Origin of the sequence: Pseudomonas sp. MD195_PC81_125, from assembly GCF_014060985.1 — a bacterium.
GTDB classification, from domain to species: Bacteria; Pseudomonadota; Gammaproteobacteria; order Pseudomonadales; family Pseudomonadaceae; genus Aquipseudomonas; species Aquipseudomonas parakoreensis.
On sequence record NZ_JABULD010000708.1, the window covers coordinates 1 to 18,233 of the forward strand.

14 protein-coding genes and 4 pseudogenes are annotated in these 18,233 nt (G+C 62.4%); 5 read left to right on the forward strand and 13 right to left on the reverse strand.

Going from position 1 to position 18,233, the window contains the following annotated elements; translation table 11 throughout:
- Positions 1 to 321: 321 nt before the first annotated feature.
- From HT737_RS27700 to HT737_RS27725, 6 genes and pseudogenes are all read right to left on the reverse strand, one after another.
- A complete protein-coding gene (locus HT737_RS27700; protein ID WP_182404424.1) occupies positions 322 to 2,265 on the reverse strand; it encodes a response regulator in 1,944 nt (647 codons plus the stop codon).
- Positions 2,255 to 3,131 (reverse strand): annotated as a pseudogene (locus HT737_RS27705) (sensor histidine kinase). Before HT737_RS27705 ends, HT737_RS27700 begins: the two are co-directional and overlap by 11 nt.
- A complete protein-coding gene (locus HT737_RS27710) occupies positions 3,124 to 4,134 on the reverse strand; it encodes an ATP-binding protein (RefSeq protein ID WP_047294660.1) in 1,011 nt (336 codons plus the stop codon). The pseudogene HT737_RS27705 and the gene HT737_RS27710 overlap by 8 nt, the downstream one beginning before the upstream one ends.
- Positions 4,131 to 4,535, reverse strand: a complete 405-nt coding sequence (locus tag HT737_RS27715) for an anti-sigma regulatory factor (RefSeq protein WP_041072521.1) — start codon at positions 4,533 to 4,535, stop codon at positions 4,131 to 4,133. Before HT737_RS27715 ends, HT737_RS27710 begins: the two co-directional genes overlap by 4 nt.
- The gene (locus HT737_RS27720) at positions 4,532 to 4,894 is read right to left on the reverse strand and encodes an STAS domain-containing protein (protein WP_041072523.1); all 363 of its coding nucleotides are present in this window, start codon (positions 4,892 to 4,894) and stop codon (positions 4,532 to 4,534) included. The genes HT737_RS27715 and HT737_RS27720 overlap by 4 nt, the downstream gene beginning before the upstream one ends.
- Positions 4,895 to 4,898: 4 nt before the next feature.
- A complete protein-coding gene (locus HT737_RS27725; RefSeq protein WP_047294027.1) occupies positions 4,899 to 5,750 on the reverse strand; it encodes an STAS domain-containing protein in 852 nt (283 codons plus the stop codon).
- 251 nt (positions 5,751 to 6,001) lie between these two features.
- On the opposite strand from HT737_RS27725, the gene HT737_RS27730 reads away from it, so the two are divergent.
- Positions 6,002 to 6,268 (forward strand): hypothetical protein, encoded by a 267-nt coding sequence (locus HT737_RS27730; protein WP_047294029.1) that lies wholly within the window; start codon positions 6,002 to 6,004, stop codon positions 6,266 to 6,268.
- A 61-nt stretch (positions 6,269 to 6,329) separates the two neighbouring features.
- On the opposite strand, the gene HT737_RS27735 is transcribed toward HT737_RS27730, so the two are convergent.
- On the reverse strand, positions 6,330 to 6,851 hold the full coding sequence (locus HT737_RS27735) for a DUF4142 domain-containing protein (protein ID WP_121185148.1): 522 nt from the start codon (positions 6,849 to 6,851) through the stop codon (positions 6,330 to 6,332).
- A 203-nt stretch (positions 6,852 to 7,054) separates the two neighbouring features.
- Between HT737_RS27735 and HT737_RS27740 the strand changes: the two genes are divergently transcribed.
- From HT737_RS27740 to HT737_RS27750, 3 genes are all read left to right on the forward strand, one after another.
- Complete coding sequence (locus tag HT737_RS27740) at positions 7,055 to 7,297, forward strand: DUF465 domain-containing protein (RefSeq protein ID WP_042559423.1); 243 nt, start codon at positions 7,055 to 7,057, stop codon at positions 7,295 to 7,297.
- 109 nt (positions 7,298 to 7,406) lie between these two features.
- Complete coding sequence (locus HT737_RS27745; RefSeq protein ID WP_179294925.1) at positions 7,407 to 7,571, forward strand: hypothetical protein; 165 nt, start codon at positions 7,407 to 7,409, stop codon at positions 7,569 to 7,571.
- Positions 7,572 to 7,721: 150 nt separating this feature from the next.
- Complete coding sequence (locus HT737_RS27750; RefSeq protein ID WP_131670307.1) at positions 7,722 to 9,710, forward strand: U32 family peptidase; 1,989 nt, start codon at positions 7,722 to 7,724, stop codon at positions 9,708 to 9,710.
- Positions 9,711 to 9,737: 27 nt separating this feature from the next.
- On the opposite strand, the pseudogene HT737_RS27755 reads toward HT737_RS27750, so the two are convergent.
- The 6 genes and pseudogenes from HT737_RS27755 to HT737_RS27780 all read right to left on the reverse strand — a co-directional run bounded on the left by HT737_RS27755 (position 9,738) and on the right by HT737_RS27780 (position 17,254).
- Positions 9,738 to 10,702 (reverse strand): annotated as a pseudogene (locus HT737_RS27755) (Dyp-type peroxidase).
- 58 nt (positions 10,703 to 10,760) lie between these two features.
- Positions 10,761 to 12,037, reverse strand: a pseudogene (locus tag HT737_RS27760) (NAD(P)/FAD-dependent oxidoreductase).
- 2 nt (positions 12,038 to 12,039) lie between these two features.
- A pseudogene (locus HT737_RS27765) lies at positions 12,040 to 13,619 on the reverse strand (aldehyde dehydrogenase (NADP(+))).
- Positions 13,620 to 13,677: 58 nt separating this feature from the next.
- Complete coding sequence (locus tag HT737_RS27770) at positions 13,678 to 14,625, reverse strand: dihydrodipicolinate synthase family protein (protein ID WP_182404425.1); 948 nt, start codon at positions 14,623 to 14,625, stop codon at positions 13,678 to 13,680.
- A 51-nt stretch (positions 14,626 to 14,676) separates the two neighbouring features.
- Complete coding sequence (locus tag HT737_RS27775) at positions 14,677 to 15,603, reverse strand: 4-hydroxyproline epimerase (RefSeq protein ID WP_182404426.1); 927 nt, start codon at positions 15,601 to 15,603, stop codon at positions 14,677 to 14,679.
- A 22-nt stretch (positions 15,604 to 15,625) separates the two neighbouring features.
- On the reverse strand, positions 15,626 to 17,254 hold the full coding sequence (locus HT737_RS27780; RefSeq protein WP_182404427.1) for an APC family permease: 1,629 nt from the start codon (positions 17,252 to 17,254) through the stop codon (positions 15,626 to 15,628).
- A gap of 200 nt (positions 17,255 to 17,454) precedes the next feature.
- Between HT737_RS27780 and HT737_RS27785 the strand changes: the two genes are divergently transcribed.
- The gene (locus HT737_RS27785; RefSeq protein ID WP_047294045.1) at positions 17,455 to 18,228 is read left to right on the forward strand and encodes an AraC family transcriptional regulator; all 774 of its coding nucleotides are present in this window, start codon (positions 17,455 to 17,457) and stop codon (positions 18,226 to 18,228) included.
- Positions 18,229 to 18,233: the final 5 nt, after the last annotated feature.

An 18,233-nucleotide genomic window follows, 5' to 3' on the forward strand; every position in this document is an offset into this window, starting at 1 on the left:
ACAGTTTTTTGCGGTGTTCACAACACCTGCGGATGGCATCAGTCCTGTGGGAGCTGGCTTGCCAGCGATAGCGGAAGGTCAGGTAATGAGAGGCGGAATGTGCCGMCGCCATCGCGGGCAAGCCCGCTCCCACAGTTTTTTGCGGTGTTCACAACACCTGCGGATGGCATCAGTCCTGTGGGAGCTGGCTTGCCAGCGATAGCGGAAGGTCAGGCAATGAGAGGCTGAATGTGCCGACGCCATCGCGGGCAAACCCGCTCCCACAGGTTATCGGGTGAACATGAACCTTGTGGGCGCCAGCCTGCTGGCGATGGCGGTGTGTCAGGCACCATCAAGCGTGCGCCGGACCTTGTCCAGCAGTTCGCTGATCTGGAATGGCTTGACCAGCATTTCCATGCCGCTGCCCAGAAATACCTGGCGATTGATCGCGGTCTCGGCATAACCGGTCATGAACAGAATCGGCAGGCTTTCACGCCAGCCCCGCGCCACGTCCGCCAGTTCACGACCGCTCATGCGCGGCAGGCCAACGTCGCTCAGTAACAGGTCGATGGTCGGATCATTCTGCAAGCGCTCCAGCGCGGTTTCGATATCCGCCGCCTGGGTGCAGCGGTAACCTGCATCCTCCAGCACTTCGGTGACGAACATGCGCACCGCCGGCATGTCTTCGACAATCAGGACATGTTCACCGGCGCCCTGCGGATCAACTTTCGGTGCCGGGATATCCGCCCCGGTCGGGTCGTTGGTCGCCGGCAGCATGAGGGTCACTTCGGTGCCGCGCCGTGCCACGCTGCGGATGTGCGCATCGCCGCCGGACTGGCGGGCGAAACCGTAGATCGTCGACAACCCCAGACCGGTCCCCTGACCCAGCGGTTTGGTGGTGAAGAACGGATCGAACACTTTGTCGATCACACTGTGCTCGATACCGGTGCCGTCATCGCGCACCGACAACGCCACATACGCACCATCGGCCAGGTTCGGGTCGCCGTGGGAATATGCCGCATAGGTGTTGACCCAGATATTGCCGCCTCTGGGCAGCGCATCCCGGGCATTGATCACCAGATTCAGCACCGCGCTTTCCAACTGCACCGGATCGACCAGGGCAATCGCCGGTTTGTTGGTCAGCTCAAGTTTGAGCGTGATGCGTTCACCGATGGTGCGCATCAGCAACTCTTCCAGCGAGCGCACTTGCTCATTGATGTCTACCGGTCGGGTATCCAATGGCTGTTGGCGAGCGAAGGCCAGCAGGCGATGAGTGAGTGACGCGGCGCTCATCGCCGAATTCAGTGCGGCTTCGGCGTAGAACTGCACCTTGTCCGGACGCGCATCGGCCACGCGTTTCTGGATCAGTTCCAGACTGGTGATGATCCCGGTCAGCAGATTGTTGAAGTCGTGGGCAATGCCTCCGGTGAGCTTGCCCAGCGCGTCCATTTTCTGCACTTGCAGCAGCTGCGATTCGGCACGCACGCGCTCGGCGACTTCCTTGGCCAGTTGTGTGGTGGTGTCGTCCAGCTGTGCCAAGTGCGAGCGTTCGCGGTGGCGATGCTCGGTGACGTCTTCGACGAATACCAGGCTGAGCTGCGGCGTGCGGTACGGCGAAATCTGCCACTCGGTTTCGCGAATCTCGCCCTGTACGCGCATGTTCAACGTGCCTTTCCAGCGCTCGCCATCGACCAGTCGCAGGCGCAACTCGTCGAGGATCGCGCCCTGGTCATCGTCGAAGCATTCGCTGAGGGTGTGCGGGTTGCGGTTGTCCTGAATCATTTGCGTGAAGGCATGGTTGCATTCATGCACTTTCAGGTTGGCATCGAGCACGGCAATCGGCGCCGAGACATTGACGAAAATCTCGCGGAACCGGGCCTCGCTCTCACGCAGCGCATTTTCGGTATCACGCACTCGCAGCAAAGTGCGCAGGGTCGCCAATAGCACGTCCGGGTCCACCGGGTGAATCAGGTAAGCATCCGCCCCGGCGTCCAGCCCGGTGATGATGTCGCCGGTCTGGATCGACGCGGCAGACACATGGATCACCGGCAGCAGCGCGGTGTGTGCATCGGCCCGCAGGATGCGCACGATATCGAAACCGCTCATGTCCGGCAGATTAACGTCGAGGATCAGGGCATCGAGCGCTTGGCTGGCGATCAGTGTCAGGCCTTCGCTGCCGGTACCGGCCTCCAGCACCTCATAGCCATGGCGCTCCAGACGCCGGCGCAAGGCGTAGCGAGTGGCGACGTTGTCGTCGACGATCAGCAGACGGATGTCACGTTTCATCGACATTCTCCAGGGCGAGCGCCAGTGGAATGATCACGAAAAAGGTCGAGCCGACCCCTGGCTTGCTGTCCATTCCGACCTCGCCGCCGAGCAGGGCGGCAAAGCGCTTGCACAGCGACAGGCCGAGACCGGTGCCGCGCAGGCGTTTCTGCAATGGCGAGTCGACCTGAGAAAAGTCCTCGAACAATGCACCATGCAGCTCCGGCGCGATACCGATGCCGGTGTCGCTGACGGCAAAACGTACTTTGTCCGCACCTTCCAGGCGCGCCGAGACCCGGACTTCGCCACGGGTGGTGAATTTCAGCGAGTTGGAAATGAAATTGCGCAGGATCTGCGCGAGTTTCTTGTCGTCGGTGTACAGGCGCGGCAATCCGACCGGCTCTTCGAAAATCAGATCAACCGCCGATGCATCGACGATCGGCCGGAACATGCCGCGCAACGCGCTGAACAGATCGAACATGTCGAACCACGCCGGAGAAATACTGATTCGTCCGGCTTCGATTTTCGCCAGATCGAGCAGGTCATCGACCATGTCGCTCAGTTCCCGGGCGGCGCTGCTGACGAACGCCACTTGTTTTGTGCTGCTCGGGGCTGAGCGGGCCGTCGAGCTCGTCGGCGAGCAAACTGTTGACGCTCAGGATCGAACCCAGCGGCGTGCGGAACTCATGGCTCATGTACGACAGGAAACGGCTTTTCAGATCCGAAGCCTGGCGCAGTTGTTCGGCCTGGGTGTCGAGCTCGGCGTAAAGCGCAAGCACGCCCTGGTTGGTTTCGTCGAGTTCGTCGCGCAGGGCGGCGGTCTCGCTTTGCAACTGGGCGATCAGCGCAGCCTGCTCCGCCGCGTTCAGGGTGGGCGACTCAGCCATGGGCGGCCTCCAGGGCAACGACCAGCACCGTTACGTCGTCGCGTCCGCGACAGAAATCGCGGTGCAGGACGCTGGCTATCACGGCGGGATGGCGGTGCACCAGACCGGGGTAGTCTTGAAGATTCCAACGGGACTGCAGGCCGTCGCTGTACATGATCAATAGATGTCCGTTCACGTGAGCATAGTCAAAGGGCTGGGCTTTCCGGTATTGGCCGCCGACGATCCCCGGGTGAGAGGCCAGCCCGCGCGACTTGTCGGCGCTGATCAGGCTGGCGCCGATGTTGCCCACGCCGGTATAGGTCAGGCCGTCGCGGGCGGCATTGAACTGCGCGAACGCGGCAGCACCCCCGCGGCTGCCGATCATGTCGCGGTGCATGTCCTCCATCAGCAGCACCGGGCTGGCGAACGGGCTCTGGGCGAACACCTGTTCGCCGGCCTTGGCCGCCCGCTCGGCGTCTTCACCGTGGCCGAGGCCGTCGATGATCAGCGCACTGACGTTGGCACCGTTGTACGCCAGGTGCCAGGTGTCGCCGCACGCCGGATCGTTGTGCAGTGAGTGCTGGCTGACGCCGTAACGCAGGTCGGGCTGTCGGTCTGCGCGTGGATACAAACGCGCCAGCAGCACCGCGCCACGGGTGTCGGCATAAACGTCAAACACGTCGGTCTGGCGCGCCACGGCGCCCAGCCCGATGCCCTGGGTGCCACCGGTGGAAAAGCCATCGGTCAGGCACGCGTCCAGGTCAAAGCCTTGAGCGCGATCGACCGCAAGCATTTCGATGCCGAAGCCGCCGGTTCGCGGTAGCAGCCGCAGATGAAACTCGCCACGGCTGGCATGCTTGAGCACATTACTGGCCAGTTCGGTGGCGACCAGTGCCACACGTCCGGCTTCGGTCGCATCGAAGCCATGTTGCTCGGCGAGCCGTTGCGCGGTGCGCCGGGCGTGGCCGATCTGGCTGCTGTCTTCGATCAGCAGCACCTGGGTCAGCGACCCAGCGATATTCATGTCCATCGGGTGATCGTTATTCGAGTGCCCTTGCCGGGCTCGGTGTCCAGTTCGAATTCATCGACCAGCCGTTTCGCGCCCGTAAGCCCCAGGCCCAGACCGCTGCCGGAGGTCCAGCCATCGGTCATCGCCAGTTTGATGTCGGGAATGCCCGGGCCTTCATCGCGAAAAGTCAGGCGCAGGCCGACACGTGCGTTTTCGTCGAGGATCTGCCAATCCATGTCGCCGCCACCGCCGTAGACCATGGTGTTGCGCGCCAGCTCTGAAACCGCCGTCACCAGTTTGGTCAGGTCGATCAGCCGCATGCCGCATTCGGTGGCCAGTTTGCGCGCCGTCTGCCGGGCGAGCACCACGTCCTGCTCGATGCTGATCGGTTGAGTACCGCTGCTGCGTACGGTCATTGTTGGCGTACTCGTTCCTGCAGCAGTTTCATTCCGCGCTCGACGTTCAGCGCGGTGCTGACGCCGGGCAGGGTCAGGCCGAGTTCGACCAGGGTAATTGCCACGGCGGGTTGCATGCCTACCAGCATGGTTTCGGCGTCCATGATTTTTGACAGGCCGGAGATGGTGCCGATCATCCGCCCGATGAACGAGTCGACCATGTCCAGCGCCGAGATGTCGATCAACACACCGCGCGCCGACGTCCTGCTGATGCGCTCGGACAGGTCGTCCTGCAGGGTCAGGGCCAGTTGGTCATGCATGTCGACCTGGATGGTGACGAGCAGAAAGTCGCCCATTTGAAGAATCGGAATACGCTCCATCGGCTCAGACCGCTTTGCCGAGGCTGATGCCCAGGCGGGTAAGCGCGAGTTTCAATGCATCGGCCAGATTGGCTTTGGTGACCACGCCTTGCAGGTCCAGACCCAGGTGCACGATGGTCTGGGCGATCTGCGGACGCACGCCGCTGATGATGCAGTCGGCGCCCATCAGGCGAATCGCGGTCACGGTTTTCAGCAGGTGTTGCGCGACCAGGGTATCCACGGTGGGGACGCCAGTGATATCGATGATGGCGATTTCCGAACCGGTGTCGACGATGCGTTGCAGCAGGGATTCCATCACCACCTGGGTGCGTTGCGAGTCCAGGGTGCCGATCATCGGCAGCGCCAGCACGCCATCCCACAGCTTGACCACTGGCGTGGAGAGCTCCAGCAATTCTTCCTGTTGACGTTTGATCACCGCTTCGCGGGACTTCTGGAAGGTACGGATGGTGTGCATGCCGAAGGCGTCGAACAGTTCGGAAATCTCCCAGAGTTGTTCGGCCAGCAGTGCCGGTTGTTCGCGATAGTGACTTTGCAGCAAGGCAAACAGCGGGCCTTTGAGCGCAAAAATGAAGCTGGCGGTCTGTTGCGAATCCTGACCGAGCAGGGCGCGGCTGTGGGAAAGCTTTTCGAGGAACTGGCGGGTGGCTTCCCAACCCGGCGCATTGATGTGGGTGCCGTTGTCATCCTGCAAGCCATTGATCACCAGTTGCAGGAATTCGCTGGTCTGTTGTTGCAGGTCATGGTCCTTGAGGTTGCGGGTGGCGCCGCTGGCTTCCAGGCCGTTGATCCATTCGCTCAGCAGTTGGGATTGTTTGTTTTTCATCGCATCGAATGTGCTGTTCTGCAGTGCTGCCATGTGCCTGTTGCTCCGTAGCGTATGGGGGCCGGTTCTGTAAAAAGTGACCGGTGCGAACTCAGTGACCTTTGCCGTTCAAAATAGTTGTTCGGTTGCGCAAGGATATTTTTGATCTGGCGCAAGAAAGGCCCCGGTAACTGTAGTCGGCGCCCCTGAAACCAGCGATGTTTTGAACGTTGGCCGTGTAGCGGCTTCGAACATTCAGGGCCGGCGGGTTTGAGTCGCGCCAGCATTAGAAAAACGAGGTGGCTATGAACGAGCAATCGCAACAGCAGCAACCGGGTGCCGAACCGATCAATCGCAACGACCCGGCCATCGATCCGCAAGTGCCGGGACAGAGCTCACCCATCCCGCCGAAGGGCGAGGGCGAACAAGTCCAGAGCGCTGACCCTGCGGTGGACCAGAAGAACAAACACACCGACAACGACAACGAGTTCAGCCCCGGTTTCGAACCTGAGCCCGATCGTCCGAAGCCCGGTGAGAAAACCGATGCCGACATCGATACTGACGGCGGTTGATCACGCTGAAATGACAAAAGGCCGCATTAATCATGCGGCCTTTCGTTGTACAGCGCCCGGGTTACTTGCTTGGGTGCTTGGCCTGCAACTCTTTGGCGGCCGCCAGGTGTTTTTCCAGCGCCGGCAACATCTTCTGCGCGAAGGCTTTCAATTCCGTGGCGCCCTTGACCTTGTCGTCGGTCACCGTGTTCGCTTCTTTCTTGAACAATTCGATGGTTTCTTCGTGGGCTTTGACCTGGTTGTTGGCGTAGGCCGCATCGAAGGATTCGTCACGCATGTCGAGGATCTTCTCCTTGGCCTGCTTGACCAGGGTGGTGCTGTCCGGCACCTCGATGTCATTGGCCTTGGCGATGCTCGCCAGTTCATCGTTGGCCTTGCCGTGGTCGGTGATCATCATGTTGGCGAAGGCCTTGATGTCGGCCGACTGGCTTTTTTCCAGGGCCAAGCGGCTGGTCTCGATCTCTGCAATGCCACCGGCTGCGGCATTGTCGACGAAACTGTTGGAAGTGGCGGCAAAGGCACTCCCCATGCCGCTGCTCAACGCGACAGCGAGAACGAGGTGACGCAGGTTGAATCCGTCCATTGGTATTTCTCCACACAGGTTTTTGTTGACGTTATGTAATGGAGGCAATGGCGCAGGCAAAGGTTTGATCGCGTTTACGACAGGGCGACGAACGGCCACCGCTGATCTGACAGGTGGTCGACAGAACCCCTCAACCGAGGCCATTCTGATACGGGCTGACGCATCGGTCGCGTTGGCTGCCGATCAACTGACGGAGGTGTTCCATGCCGGTTCCCCATGACCTGTTTCAGGACTTGAGCTGCACGAAGGAAGAGATCCAGCAAAAACGCACCCAGGATCCACGACTGGATTCACTGATCAACAAGTATTCCCAGGCTGACGCCGACGTGGTCAAGGCCGAAACGGCCACCTCGGACGCCCCCAGCGACGACGCACTGAAAAAACTCAAAGAGAAGCGTCTGAAGGTCAAGGACGAAATAGTCAGCCATTTGCAGGCGCCGTCCTGATCCCCGGATGATCCGCCGACCCACGGTTGCGGATTGACTGGAACGACAACCACCCTCGGCACCTCGAATGTACAGAGTCTTCATTTAGCGACTCTTTGCGAGGTGCCTCATGAACACACCCAGATTCCCCAGTGAAGAGCAGGGCGGTTTCGACCCGGTTCCCACGCATCCTGAGCCCAACAGCCCGGCGCACACCACCACGTTTCCCGAAGAGCCGGACGAAGATCTTCCTGAAGACGAAGATCCGGACACGTTCGACCGATCCGGCAATTGACAGGCCCTGAGCGCTGGCAAGCCGGTTATCGCAGGGGATGTGTCTTTCAGTGGCGTCGGGACATTTGCCACTTGGCAGCACAAGCGTGCCGCTCGGGCGTTTCGCGGCTACAATGCGCGCCTTGACCGTGACCGCCTGACTAAAAAAACTATGTCCTTGCCCAAGCATCACCTGGAACTGCTCAGCCCCGCCCGTGACGTGGCCATCGCCCGTGAAGCCATCCTGCACGGCGCCGACGCCGTGTACATCGGTGGCCCGAGCTTCGGCGCGCGCCACAACGCCTGCAACGAAGTGAGTGAAATCGCCGGACTGGTGGAATTTGCCCGCCGTTATCACGCGCGCATCTTCACCACCATCAACACCATTCTGCACGACAACGAACTGGAGCCGGCCCGCCAGCTGATCCACCAGTTGTACGACGCCGGCGTCGACGCGCTGATCGTTCAGGATCTGGGCGTAATGGAGCTGGACATTCCGCCGATCGAGCTGCATGCCAGTACCCAGACCGACATCCGCACCCTGGAGCGGGCGAAGTTCCTCGATCAGGCCGGTTTCTCGCAACTGGTGCTGGCCCGCGAGCTGAACCTGAAAGAAATCCGCGCCATCGCCGATGAAACCGATGCTGCCATCGAGTTCTTCATCCACGGCGCGTTATGCGTGGCGTTCTCCGGGCAGTGCAACATTTCCCACGCGCAGACCGGGCGCAGCGCCAACCGTGGCGACTGCTCCCAGGCCTGCCGTCTGCCGTACACTCTCAAAGACGAAAAGGGTGGCGTGATCGCCTACGAAAAACACCTGCTGTCGATGAAGGACAACAACCAGAGCGCCAACATCCGCGCGCTGGTCGAGGCCGGTGTGCGCTCGTTCAAGATCGAAGGTCGTTACAAGGACATGGGCTATGTGAAGAACATCACGGCCTATTACCGCCAGCGTCTCGACGATGTGCTCGAAGACCGTCCGGATCTGGCCCGCGCTTCCAGCGGCCGCACCGCGCATTTCTTCCTGCCGGACCCGGAAAAGACCTTCCACCGTGGCAGCACCGACTACTTCGTCACTGATCGCAAGATCGACATCGGCGCGTTCGACTCGCCAACCTTCACCGGCCTGCCAGTGGGCACCGTCGAGAAAGTCGGCAAGCGTGACATGCAGGTGGTGACGCAGGAGCCGCTGTCCAACGGCGATGGCCTCAACGTGCTGGTCAAGCGTGAAGTGGTGGGTTTCCGCGCCAACATCGCCGAGCCGAAAGGCGAGTTCGAAGAAGACGGCGAGAAGCGCTACCGCTACCGCGTCGAGCCGAACGAAATGCCTGAAGGCCTGTACAAGCTGCGCCCGAACCATCCGCTGAACCGCAACCTCGACCACAACTGGCAACAGGCACTGCTGAAGACCTCCGCCGAACGCCGCGTGGCCCTGAGCTGGGTGGCGCGTCTGCGTGAAGAGCAACTGGAACTGACCGCCACCAGTGAAGAGGGCATCAGTGCCAGCGTGACCTTGAACGGCCCATTCGGTGTGGCCAACAAGCCGGAGCAGGCGCTGGAGCAATTGCAGGATCTGCTCGGCCAGCTCGGCACTACGCAATATCACGCCATCGACGTGAAACTGGACGCACCGCAGGCGTTCTTCATTCCGAACTCGCAGCTCAAAGCCCTGCGTCGTGAAGTCATCGAAGCGCTGACCGCCGCCCGCGTTGCGGCGCACCCGCGTGGCAGCCGCAAGGCCGAAACCACGCCGCCGCCGGTGTACCCGGAGTCGCACCTGTCGTTCCTGGCCAACGTCTACAACCAGAAGGCCCGCGACTTCTATCACCGCCACGGCGTGAAGCTGATCGATGCGGCCTACGAGGCGCACGAAGAGGCCGGTGAAGTGCCGGTGATGATCACCAAGCACTGCCTGCGTTTCTCGTTCAACCTGTGCCCGAAACAGGCCAAGGGCGTGACCGGCGTGCGCACCAAAGTCGCGCCGATGCAGCTGATTCACGGCGACGAGGTGCTGACCCTGAAGTTCGACTGCAAGCCGTGCGAGATGCACATCATCGGCAAGATGAAAGGCCACATCCTCAACATGCCGCAGCCGGGCAGCGTGGTGGGCCACATCAGCCCCGAAGACCTGCTGAAAACCATCCCGCGCGCGCCACACTGAGTGACGGGCGAGCGTGGCACAACGCTGTCACGCCTGCTCGGGCTCGCGCTCCGCGAGGTCTTCGAGCAAGTCGGCTGATGGTACAAAAAAACAAACCTCCGGTGACTGCCGTGCTGAAGTCCAGCAAACGGTCGTAGTTGCCGGCAGGTTTGCCGACAAACATGTTCTCCAGCATCTGCTCGATCGGTTCCGGCGAGCGCGCGTAACCGATGAAATAAGTGCCGAACTCGCCAGCCCCCGGGCGACCGAACGGCATGTTGTCGCGCAGGATCTTCTGCTCCTGGCCGTCCTTGGTGATGGTGGTCAGGGCGCTGTGGGAGTTGCTCGGCTTGACCTCCTCACCGAGTTCGATGTCAGCCAGTTTGGTGCGGCCGATCACCTTCTCCTGAGCCTCGACGCTCAACGCATTCCACGCCTGCATCTTGTGCAGGTACTTCTGCACCAGCACATAGCTGCCGGATTCGAACGCCGGATCTTCGTTGCCGATCAGTGTGAAGTGATCGGCCTTGCGGCCCACCGGGTTCTCGGTGCCATCAACGAAACCGATGATGCTGCGCATGTCGAAGTAGCGGAAACCCTGCACCTCATCGACCACCGTGATTGCGCCGTTGAGTGCGCTGCACAGCTGCGTGGCCAGTTCGAAGCACAGGTCCATCTGCTCGGCACGGATGTGCAGCAGAATGTCCCCCCGGCGTCGCCACCGCACGGCGGCCCTCGACGCCGAACTCACGAAACGGATGCAGCGAGGCCGGGCGCGGGCTGCCGAACAGCGAGTCCCAGGCGCTGGCGCTGAACCCGCAGACACACGACAGGTTGCCGTTGGGCACGCGTTTGCCGACCGAACGGGTGAGGGCGGCGATGTCGCCGCACCAGCCGCGCACCTGACTGGCGGCGTCGTTTCCGGGCAGCAACGTGGCGACGATGAAGATCGCGCTGCTGGTGATGGGGTTGCAGATCGCTTGCGGCTCGGGGGTATCCATTGCTGAGGTCATCGTCGGATCCATATGCGCGGGGCCAAGGTCGGCGCTCAGTATGAAACCAAAAAACGTTTCATCGGTATCTCAGAAAGCGACCCAGTCGATAGGCATCCATCGTCGGCACGCCGGAATTGGTCGAGGGTGACGCCAGTTGCGCAATCATCTCAGCAGTCACCGCCGCCTGCGTCAGCCCCAGATGCTGATGGCCGAAGGCGAGCAGCACCTTGCCGTCGCAAACCTGGTCGATGACCGGCAGCGAGTCCGGCAGCGACGGACGAAAGCCCATCCACGGCGTCGCGTCTTCAGCGTTCAAATCATGGCGGAACAAACCTTTGCTCAAGCGATGCAATTGCCAGGCGCGCTGCATGAACGGCGGGCGCTGCAGGCCGGCGAACTCCACCGTACCGGCCAGGCGCAGGCCGCCGGTCATCGGCGTCATGATGAACTTGCGCTCCAGTGACGTGACCGCAAACGGCAGGCGCCCGTGCTCGTGCGGCAACATCAGGTGATAGCCGCGCTCGGTGTCCAGCGGCACCTGCTTGCCGGTCAGCGCGGCGGTGAGCTTTGCCGAATGCGCACCACAGGCGATCAGCACCTGCCGCGCGCTGAAACGCCCCTGATCGGTAAGCAACGACACGCCATGCGCCTGCAACTGGCCGCCCTGAACGTCCTGCTGAATGAACTGCACGCCGGCCGTTTTCGCCGCACTCACCAGTTCACACACCACCTGATACGGGTCGAGAAAGTGCCCGGTACGCGGGTAGAACAACCCGCCCTGAATCTGCTCGCTGAGCTGCGGCGCGCGCTCCCTGACGACGTTGGCGGACCAGAAGTCCACCGGCACCTGCTGCTGACGCATGCGCGCCTGCAAGGCGTCGACGGCTTGACGCGATTCGGCACGCTCGAACACCAGCAGCGAGCCGTCCTCCTTGAGCAGGTCAGGTCGGGCGATGCTGTGCAGCAGGCGCTTCCAGGCGTCCAGACTGCTTTCGTTGAGCGCACGCAGGCCTGCATGGTGCGCCGGAACGGCGCCGGACGCAGGTTCAGCAGCAGGCGGGTGAACCACGGCACGGCGCACGGCAGGTATTTCCAGTCCAGGCGCAGCGGGCCCATCGGGTCCATCAGCATCGCCGGCAGACGCTTGAGAATCGACGCGTCGGCAATCGGAAACACCTGCTCGGTGGCCAAGTGTCCGGCGTTGCCGAACGAGGCGCCATGACCGGGCGGCTGCTTGTCGATGACCACCACCCGTTTACCCTGACGCGCCAGTTGCAGAGCGCAGGCGACGCCGATGATGCCGGCACCGATCACGGCGATATCGGCGTGGTCCGCTGTGAGGTTGTCGGGCATGTTCAGGCTTCCCTCTGGCCGTCGAGCAAGCGCCGCAAGTGCAGCGGATTTGCCTGTTGCAACGGTAGCGGCAGCAAACCGTCAGGAAAGTCCTGATAGCACACCGGACGCAGGAAACGCAGAATCGCCGCGGTGCCGACCGAGGTGCTGCGCGCGTCCGACGTCGCCGGGAACGGCCCGCCATGCACCATCGCATCGCACACTTCGACCCCGGTCGGCCAGCCGTTGACCAGCAGGCGTCCGGCCTTGCGTTCCAGTGTCGGCAACAAGGCCCGGGCGCGATCCAGATCAGCGTCATCCAGTTGCAGCGTGGCGGTCAACTGGCCTTCGAGATGCTCGCAGACCTGACGGATTTCATCGTCGTTGGCGCAACGTACGATCAGCGACGCCGGGCCGAACATTTCACTTTGCAGGCGCACGTCAGCGAGGACGTTCTGCGCCTGAGTGAGGAACAACTGCGCTTGACACTGATTAGGGCCTTCAGCCGCAAGACCGCTCGCCACGCGTTGTGCCTGCGGATGTTCGGCCAGCGCGCCGACGCCAGTTTCATACGCGCGGAAGATCCCCTGGCGTGAGCATGGTCTGCGCGGGGCTGCGCTGGATCAGCTCGGCGGCAGCGGCGATGAAAGCGTCCAGCGCCGCCCCTTGGCGAGCGATGACCAACCCGGGATTGGTGCAGAACTGCCCGGCGCCCTGAGTCAGCGAGGCGACAAAGCCCTGCGCCAACGCCTCACCGCGAGCTGCAAGCGCTGCGGGAAACAACAACACTGGATTGATCGAACTCATTTCCGCGTACACCGGAATCGGTTCGGGCCGTGCCTGCGCCGCTCGGCTCAAGGCAAGGCCGCCACTGCGCGAGCCGGTGAAGCCCACAGCCCTGATGCGCCAATCGCTGACCAGCGCAATCCCCACTTCATTGCCGGAACCGAACAGCAGGGAGAACACACCTTCGGGCAACGCGCACTTTTTCACGGCGCGAGCCAGCGCTTGGCCGACCAGTTCGCTTGTGCCGGGATGCGCGCTGTGCGCCTTGACGATCACCGGGCAACCGGGCGGCCAGCGCCGAAGCGGTGTCGCCGCCTGCCACGGAGAACGCCAGCGGAAAGTTGCTGGCGCCGAACACCGCCACTGGCCCCAGCGCAATCTGCCGCTGGCGCAGATCCGCGCGTGGCAGTGGCTGACGTTGTGGTTGTGACTGATCGACGCGAACGTCCAGCCATTCGCCAGCGCGGACGGTGCGGGCAAACGTGCGCAATTGTCCGCAGGTGCGTCCGCGTTCGCCTTGAATCCGTGCGCGCGGCAGGCCGCTTTCGGCCACGGCGCGGTCAATCAGCGCATCACCGAGGGCTTCGATCTCATCGGCGATGGTTTCGAGAAATTCGGCGCGAGCACTGAGGGATGTCTCGCGATATTGATCAAACGCTTGCCACGCCAGTGTGCAGGCCTGGTCGACATGCTCGCTGCTGCCCCCGGCGTACGCGGGTTCCAGCACCACATCGGTGGCGGGATTGATCGCACGGATCGCTTCACGGCTGCCGGCAATGCCTTGGCCGCCGATCAACATGTGGCCTGTCAGAGTCATGGCGCTTCCTTGATAAAAGAGGTGAGGCCCCGATATCGCACCGGGGCAGGGACTGCGATCAGGCGAGGTTCTGCTCGGCGGACCAGTTTTTGTACCACTGACGGAACAGCGCGTACTGGGTCTCGGCGTAACGACGCTGGGCATCGCTCAAGGCGTCGGTTTCGTTGAAGTGCAGGGCGTATTCGCGGTCGCCGTTGAGCACCATCAGGTGCTTGTAATACAGCACCAGATCGCAGCCTTCATCGAACGACGACAGCACTGCCAGCGCTGCTTCCAGTTCGCGCGCCAGACGTCGGGCCTTGGCGTCGCCCTTGGCCGCTTGTTTGCTCAGCGCCACCAGTTGCAGGACTTCGCGCGGTAAAGCGTTGCCGATGCCGGTGATCGCGCCGGTGGCGTTGCAGTTGACGAAACCGTGCACCACTTGCGTATCGACACCGACCATCAGGGTCACGGCATCGTCCTGCGAGGTGATGTTCTCGGCGGCGTAGCGCAAGTCGGCGCCGCCACCGAACTCCTTGAAGCCGATCAGGTTCGGGTGTTCTCGGCGCAGTTCGAAGAACAGCTCGGCGCGGGTGGCGAAGCCGTAGTAAGGGCTGTTGTAGATCACCGCCGGCAGGTTCGGTGCGGCCTTGAGGATCGCGGCGAAGTGGGCTTTTTGCGCAGTCGCCGAAGCACCACGGGACAGCACGCGTGGAATCACCATCAGGCCATGGGCGCCGACTTTTGCAGCGTGCGCGGCGTGGGACACCGCTTCACGGCTGTTGACCGCGCCAGTGCCGACGATGGTCGGAACGCCGGCGGCCACCAGACGCGCCACGCCTTCCTGACGTTCGGCCTCGGTCAGCAGCGGCCAGTCGCCCATCGAGCCGCAGTAAACCACCGCGCTCATGCCGATATCGATCAGTTCGCGACCTTTGGCGACCAAGGCGTCGAAGTCCGGTTTGCGTGCGGCGGTGCACGGGGTCATCAGCGCGGGAATGCAGCCAGTGAAGATGTTATCGCTCATTGTTGTAGCTCCTCGGGAGATTCATTCAGATCGGTAAAAAAGCGGGGCAGGTCAGATGCCCCACGCGAAAGGATCCTGCTCGTCGATCAGCAGGGTGGCGTCGGCGGTCATGTAGGCGCGCCCGGTGATGAACGGGCGCACGCGTTCGCCTTGCCATTCGAAGCGCCCTTCGAACTGGCTGCCGGTGATGCTCGCTTGCGTCCAGACCTGGCCTTCGGCGAGTTTGCCGTCAGCGGCCAGGCAGGCCAGTTTGGCGCTGGTGCCGGTGCCGCAGGGCGAGCGGTCGTAGGCCTTGCCCGGGCACATGACGAAATTGCGGCTGTCGGCCTTGGCATCGTCGGCGAACAGTTCGACGTGATCGATGAGCGCGCCGTCCTCGCCATGAATGCCCTGGGCTTCCAGGGCCTTGAGCATTGCCCAGGTGTAATCAGTGAGGGCCTCGACGTTGCTCATTTGCAGGTCCTGGCCGTGTTCGGAAACCAGGAAAAACCAGTTGCCGCCCCAGGCGATATCGCCGAACACGCGACCGTAACCGGGCACGTCCACCGGCACCTGTTTGCGGTAGCGGTACGCCGGGACGTTGCCCAGGGTCACCGCGCCGTCCTCGTGCAGGGTCGCGCTGACCGGGCCGACCGGAGTGTCGATCGTGTGCACGCCCGGTTCGATGCGGCCCAGGTAATGCAGCGAGTTAACCAGGCCGATGGTGCCGTGCCCGCACATGCCGAGGTAACCGGCGTTGTTGAAGAAAATCACCCCGCAGGTGGCGTCCGGCGAGACCGGCGCGCAGTACAGCGCGCCGACCAGCACGTCGTTGCCGCGCGGTTCCAGCAGGCAGGCGCGGCGCCATTGGTCGTGGCCTTCGCGCAAGGCATCGCGCTGCTCGGCGATGCTGTTGCCGGGCAGGTCGGGGAAGCCTTTCATCACCAGACGCGTGGGTTCGCCGCCGGTGTGGGAGTCGATGATGTGCAGTCGTTTCATGAACGCGTCCCTTCAGTGAATATCAGGCGTGCGCCGGGCGTTGGCCCGTTGCCGAACGGGTGGAGGATTCAACGGCTTCACTTTCGTCGTCTTCGGTTTCCAGACGAATCAGGTGTGCCGGTACGCCGGTGGCCGCGCCCCAGTAGTAGATGCCCAGTGCGCAGGCCGCGACGATCACGGTGTCGAACGGATGACTGAGCACGCCGATACCGCCGAAACTGCCGAGTTTGGAGAGGAGGATGGTCAGCGCGTAGAAGCCGATCAGCCACGCCGATGAGCGCACTTGCTGGCCCAGATTCAGGTGCGCGGTCGGCACCAGGCGACCACACAGCAGGTAGATCACGAACATCAGGATTTGCAGGCCGAGCAACCACGACACGGTGCCCCAACCCGACCAGTAGACGATCAGCGCGGCGATGATGAACGACAGTGGCCCGAGCACATTCATGCCCTTGACCCGGAACGGACGCGGCATGCCGGGCGCGCTGCGGCGCAGGGCGGCCACCGACACCGGGGCCACGGCGTAGCTCAATACCAGTGCGGCGGAGACCACGTTGATCAGCGCTTCCCACGACGGGAACGGCAGGGTCCAGAATACCGACAGGCCAAAGGTCAGCCACAGCGCGGGGCGCGGGATGCCGGATTTTTCATCGATGCGGGTGAAGATCTTGAAGAAGGTCCCGGTCTGCGCCCAGCCGTAGATCACTCGCGGCGTGGCATTCATGTAAATGTTGCCGCAACCGCTGGGCGAGATCACCGCGTCCGCCACCACCAGGTATGCCAGCCAGCCGACGCCCAGTGCCAACGCGATGTCGCGATACGGCAGGGCCAGTTCCTTGGCGACACCGGCCCAGCCATTGGCGAGCATTTCGGTCGGGATACCGCCGAGGAACGCGGTCTGCAGCAGCACGTAGATCGCGGTGGAGAGCAGCACCGACAGGATCAGCGCAATCGGAATCGTGCGTTGCGGATTCTTCACTTCACTGGCCACCGAAATGATCGGTGTCAGGCCCAGATACGCGAAGATCACCCCGCCGGCCGACACGGCCATTTCGATCCCGGACAGGCCGAACGGCGCAAAGCCGTGCACCTGGAAGTTGGCCGGTTTGAAGAAGCTGAACAACACGCCGATCACCAGCAGCGGCACGATGAACTTGAACACGCTGACCAGATTGTTGGCCATGGCGAAGGTCTTCACGCTGCGGTAATTGAGCAGGAAAAACAGACACAACAACCCGAACTGCACGAACCAGCCGAGCACGGTCGGGTCGCTGGAGCCGACCTTGGTCAACTCGGGAAACCACGCTGCCGCATATTGCCGCGAGGCGACCACTTCGATCGCCACCAGACTGGAAAACGCAATCAGCGTAATGAAGCCCATCAGATAACCGAGCAGCGGGCCGTGGGAGTAAACCGGGTAACGCACCACGCCGCCGGCACGGGGCAGCGCGGCGCCCAATTCGCAGTAGACGATGCCCAGCAGCAACACGGCGAAACCACCGAGCAGCCAGGAAAAAATCCCCGCCGGGCCGGCGATGGCCGACACATGACTGGCGGCGAACAACCAGCCTGAACCGAAGATCGCCCCCAGCCCGATGAACGTGAGGTCTATCAGTGAAAGTTGTTTCTTGAACTTGCCTTGGCCTGTCATAGCGTCGCCTTCTTGTTGGTTGTTGGAGGGGCGTGCAGTGGCGCTACAGTGAACTTGTCAGGCGCTGCGCGATTGATGTTTTTTGCCGGTGTCGATGACGAAATCAGCACAATGGCCCATGGCAAGGCCCCGGCTCGACAGGCCGCCAGCCATCGGGCAATCTGCGCGCAAGCCAATGCGCACAGTGGGGAGTGACAGTCATGACGCAGAACGCGTTTGCGATCCTGAGCCAGCAGAACGAAGCGAGCCGAGCGCAATGCCTCGACGATCTGCTCGCCAGCATGGCGCTGCTGTTGCCCATGCTTGACGTGATTCCCAACGCGGCGATCTTCATCAAGGATCCGCAGGCACGCTACGTCATGGCCAACCAGACGCTAGTACAGCGCTGCGGTTTGAAAGACCTGCGACCGTTACTCGGCAAGACCAGCGCCGAAGTGTTTCCGGCGCAACTTGGCCCGGGCTACACCGAGCAGGATCGGCGCGTGCTGGAAGAGGGATTGGTGCTGGAGGATCAGCTGGAGCTGCATTTGTACGGCAGCCGCGAACCCGGGTGGTGCCTGACCCACAAGCGTCCGCTGTACGATCGTGATAACCGGATCATTGGCCTGGCGGGCATTTCCGTCGACCTGCAAACCGCCAGCGAAACCCATCCGGCGTATCAGCGTCTGGCGGCGGTGGACGAGTACATTCGGGCGAACTTCAATCAGCGCGTCAGCCTGAGCGAACTGACGCGCATCGCCGGTATTTCAGTGGCGCAACTGGAGCGTTACTGCAAACGGGTGTTCCACCTGACGCCGCGGCAGATGATCCAGAAAGTGCGTCTTGAGCACGCGCATCGGCTGTTGCACGGCGAGTTACCGATCACCGAGGTGGCGCTGCAGTGCGGCTATACCGACCACAGCGCTTTCACCCGGCAGTTCAAGGCGTCGACCGGATTCACCCCGCGCCAGTATCGGTTGGCGACGGCGCAGTGAGGCTT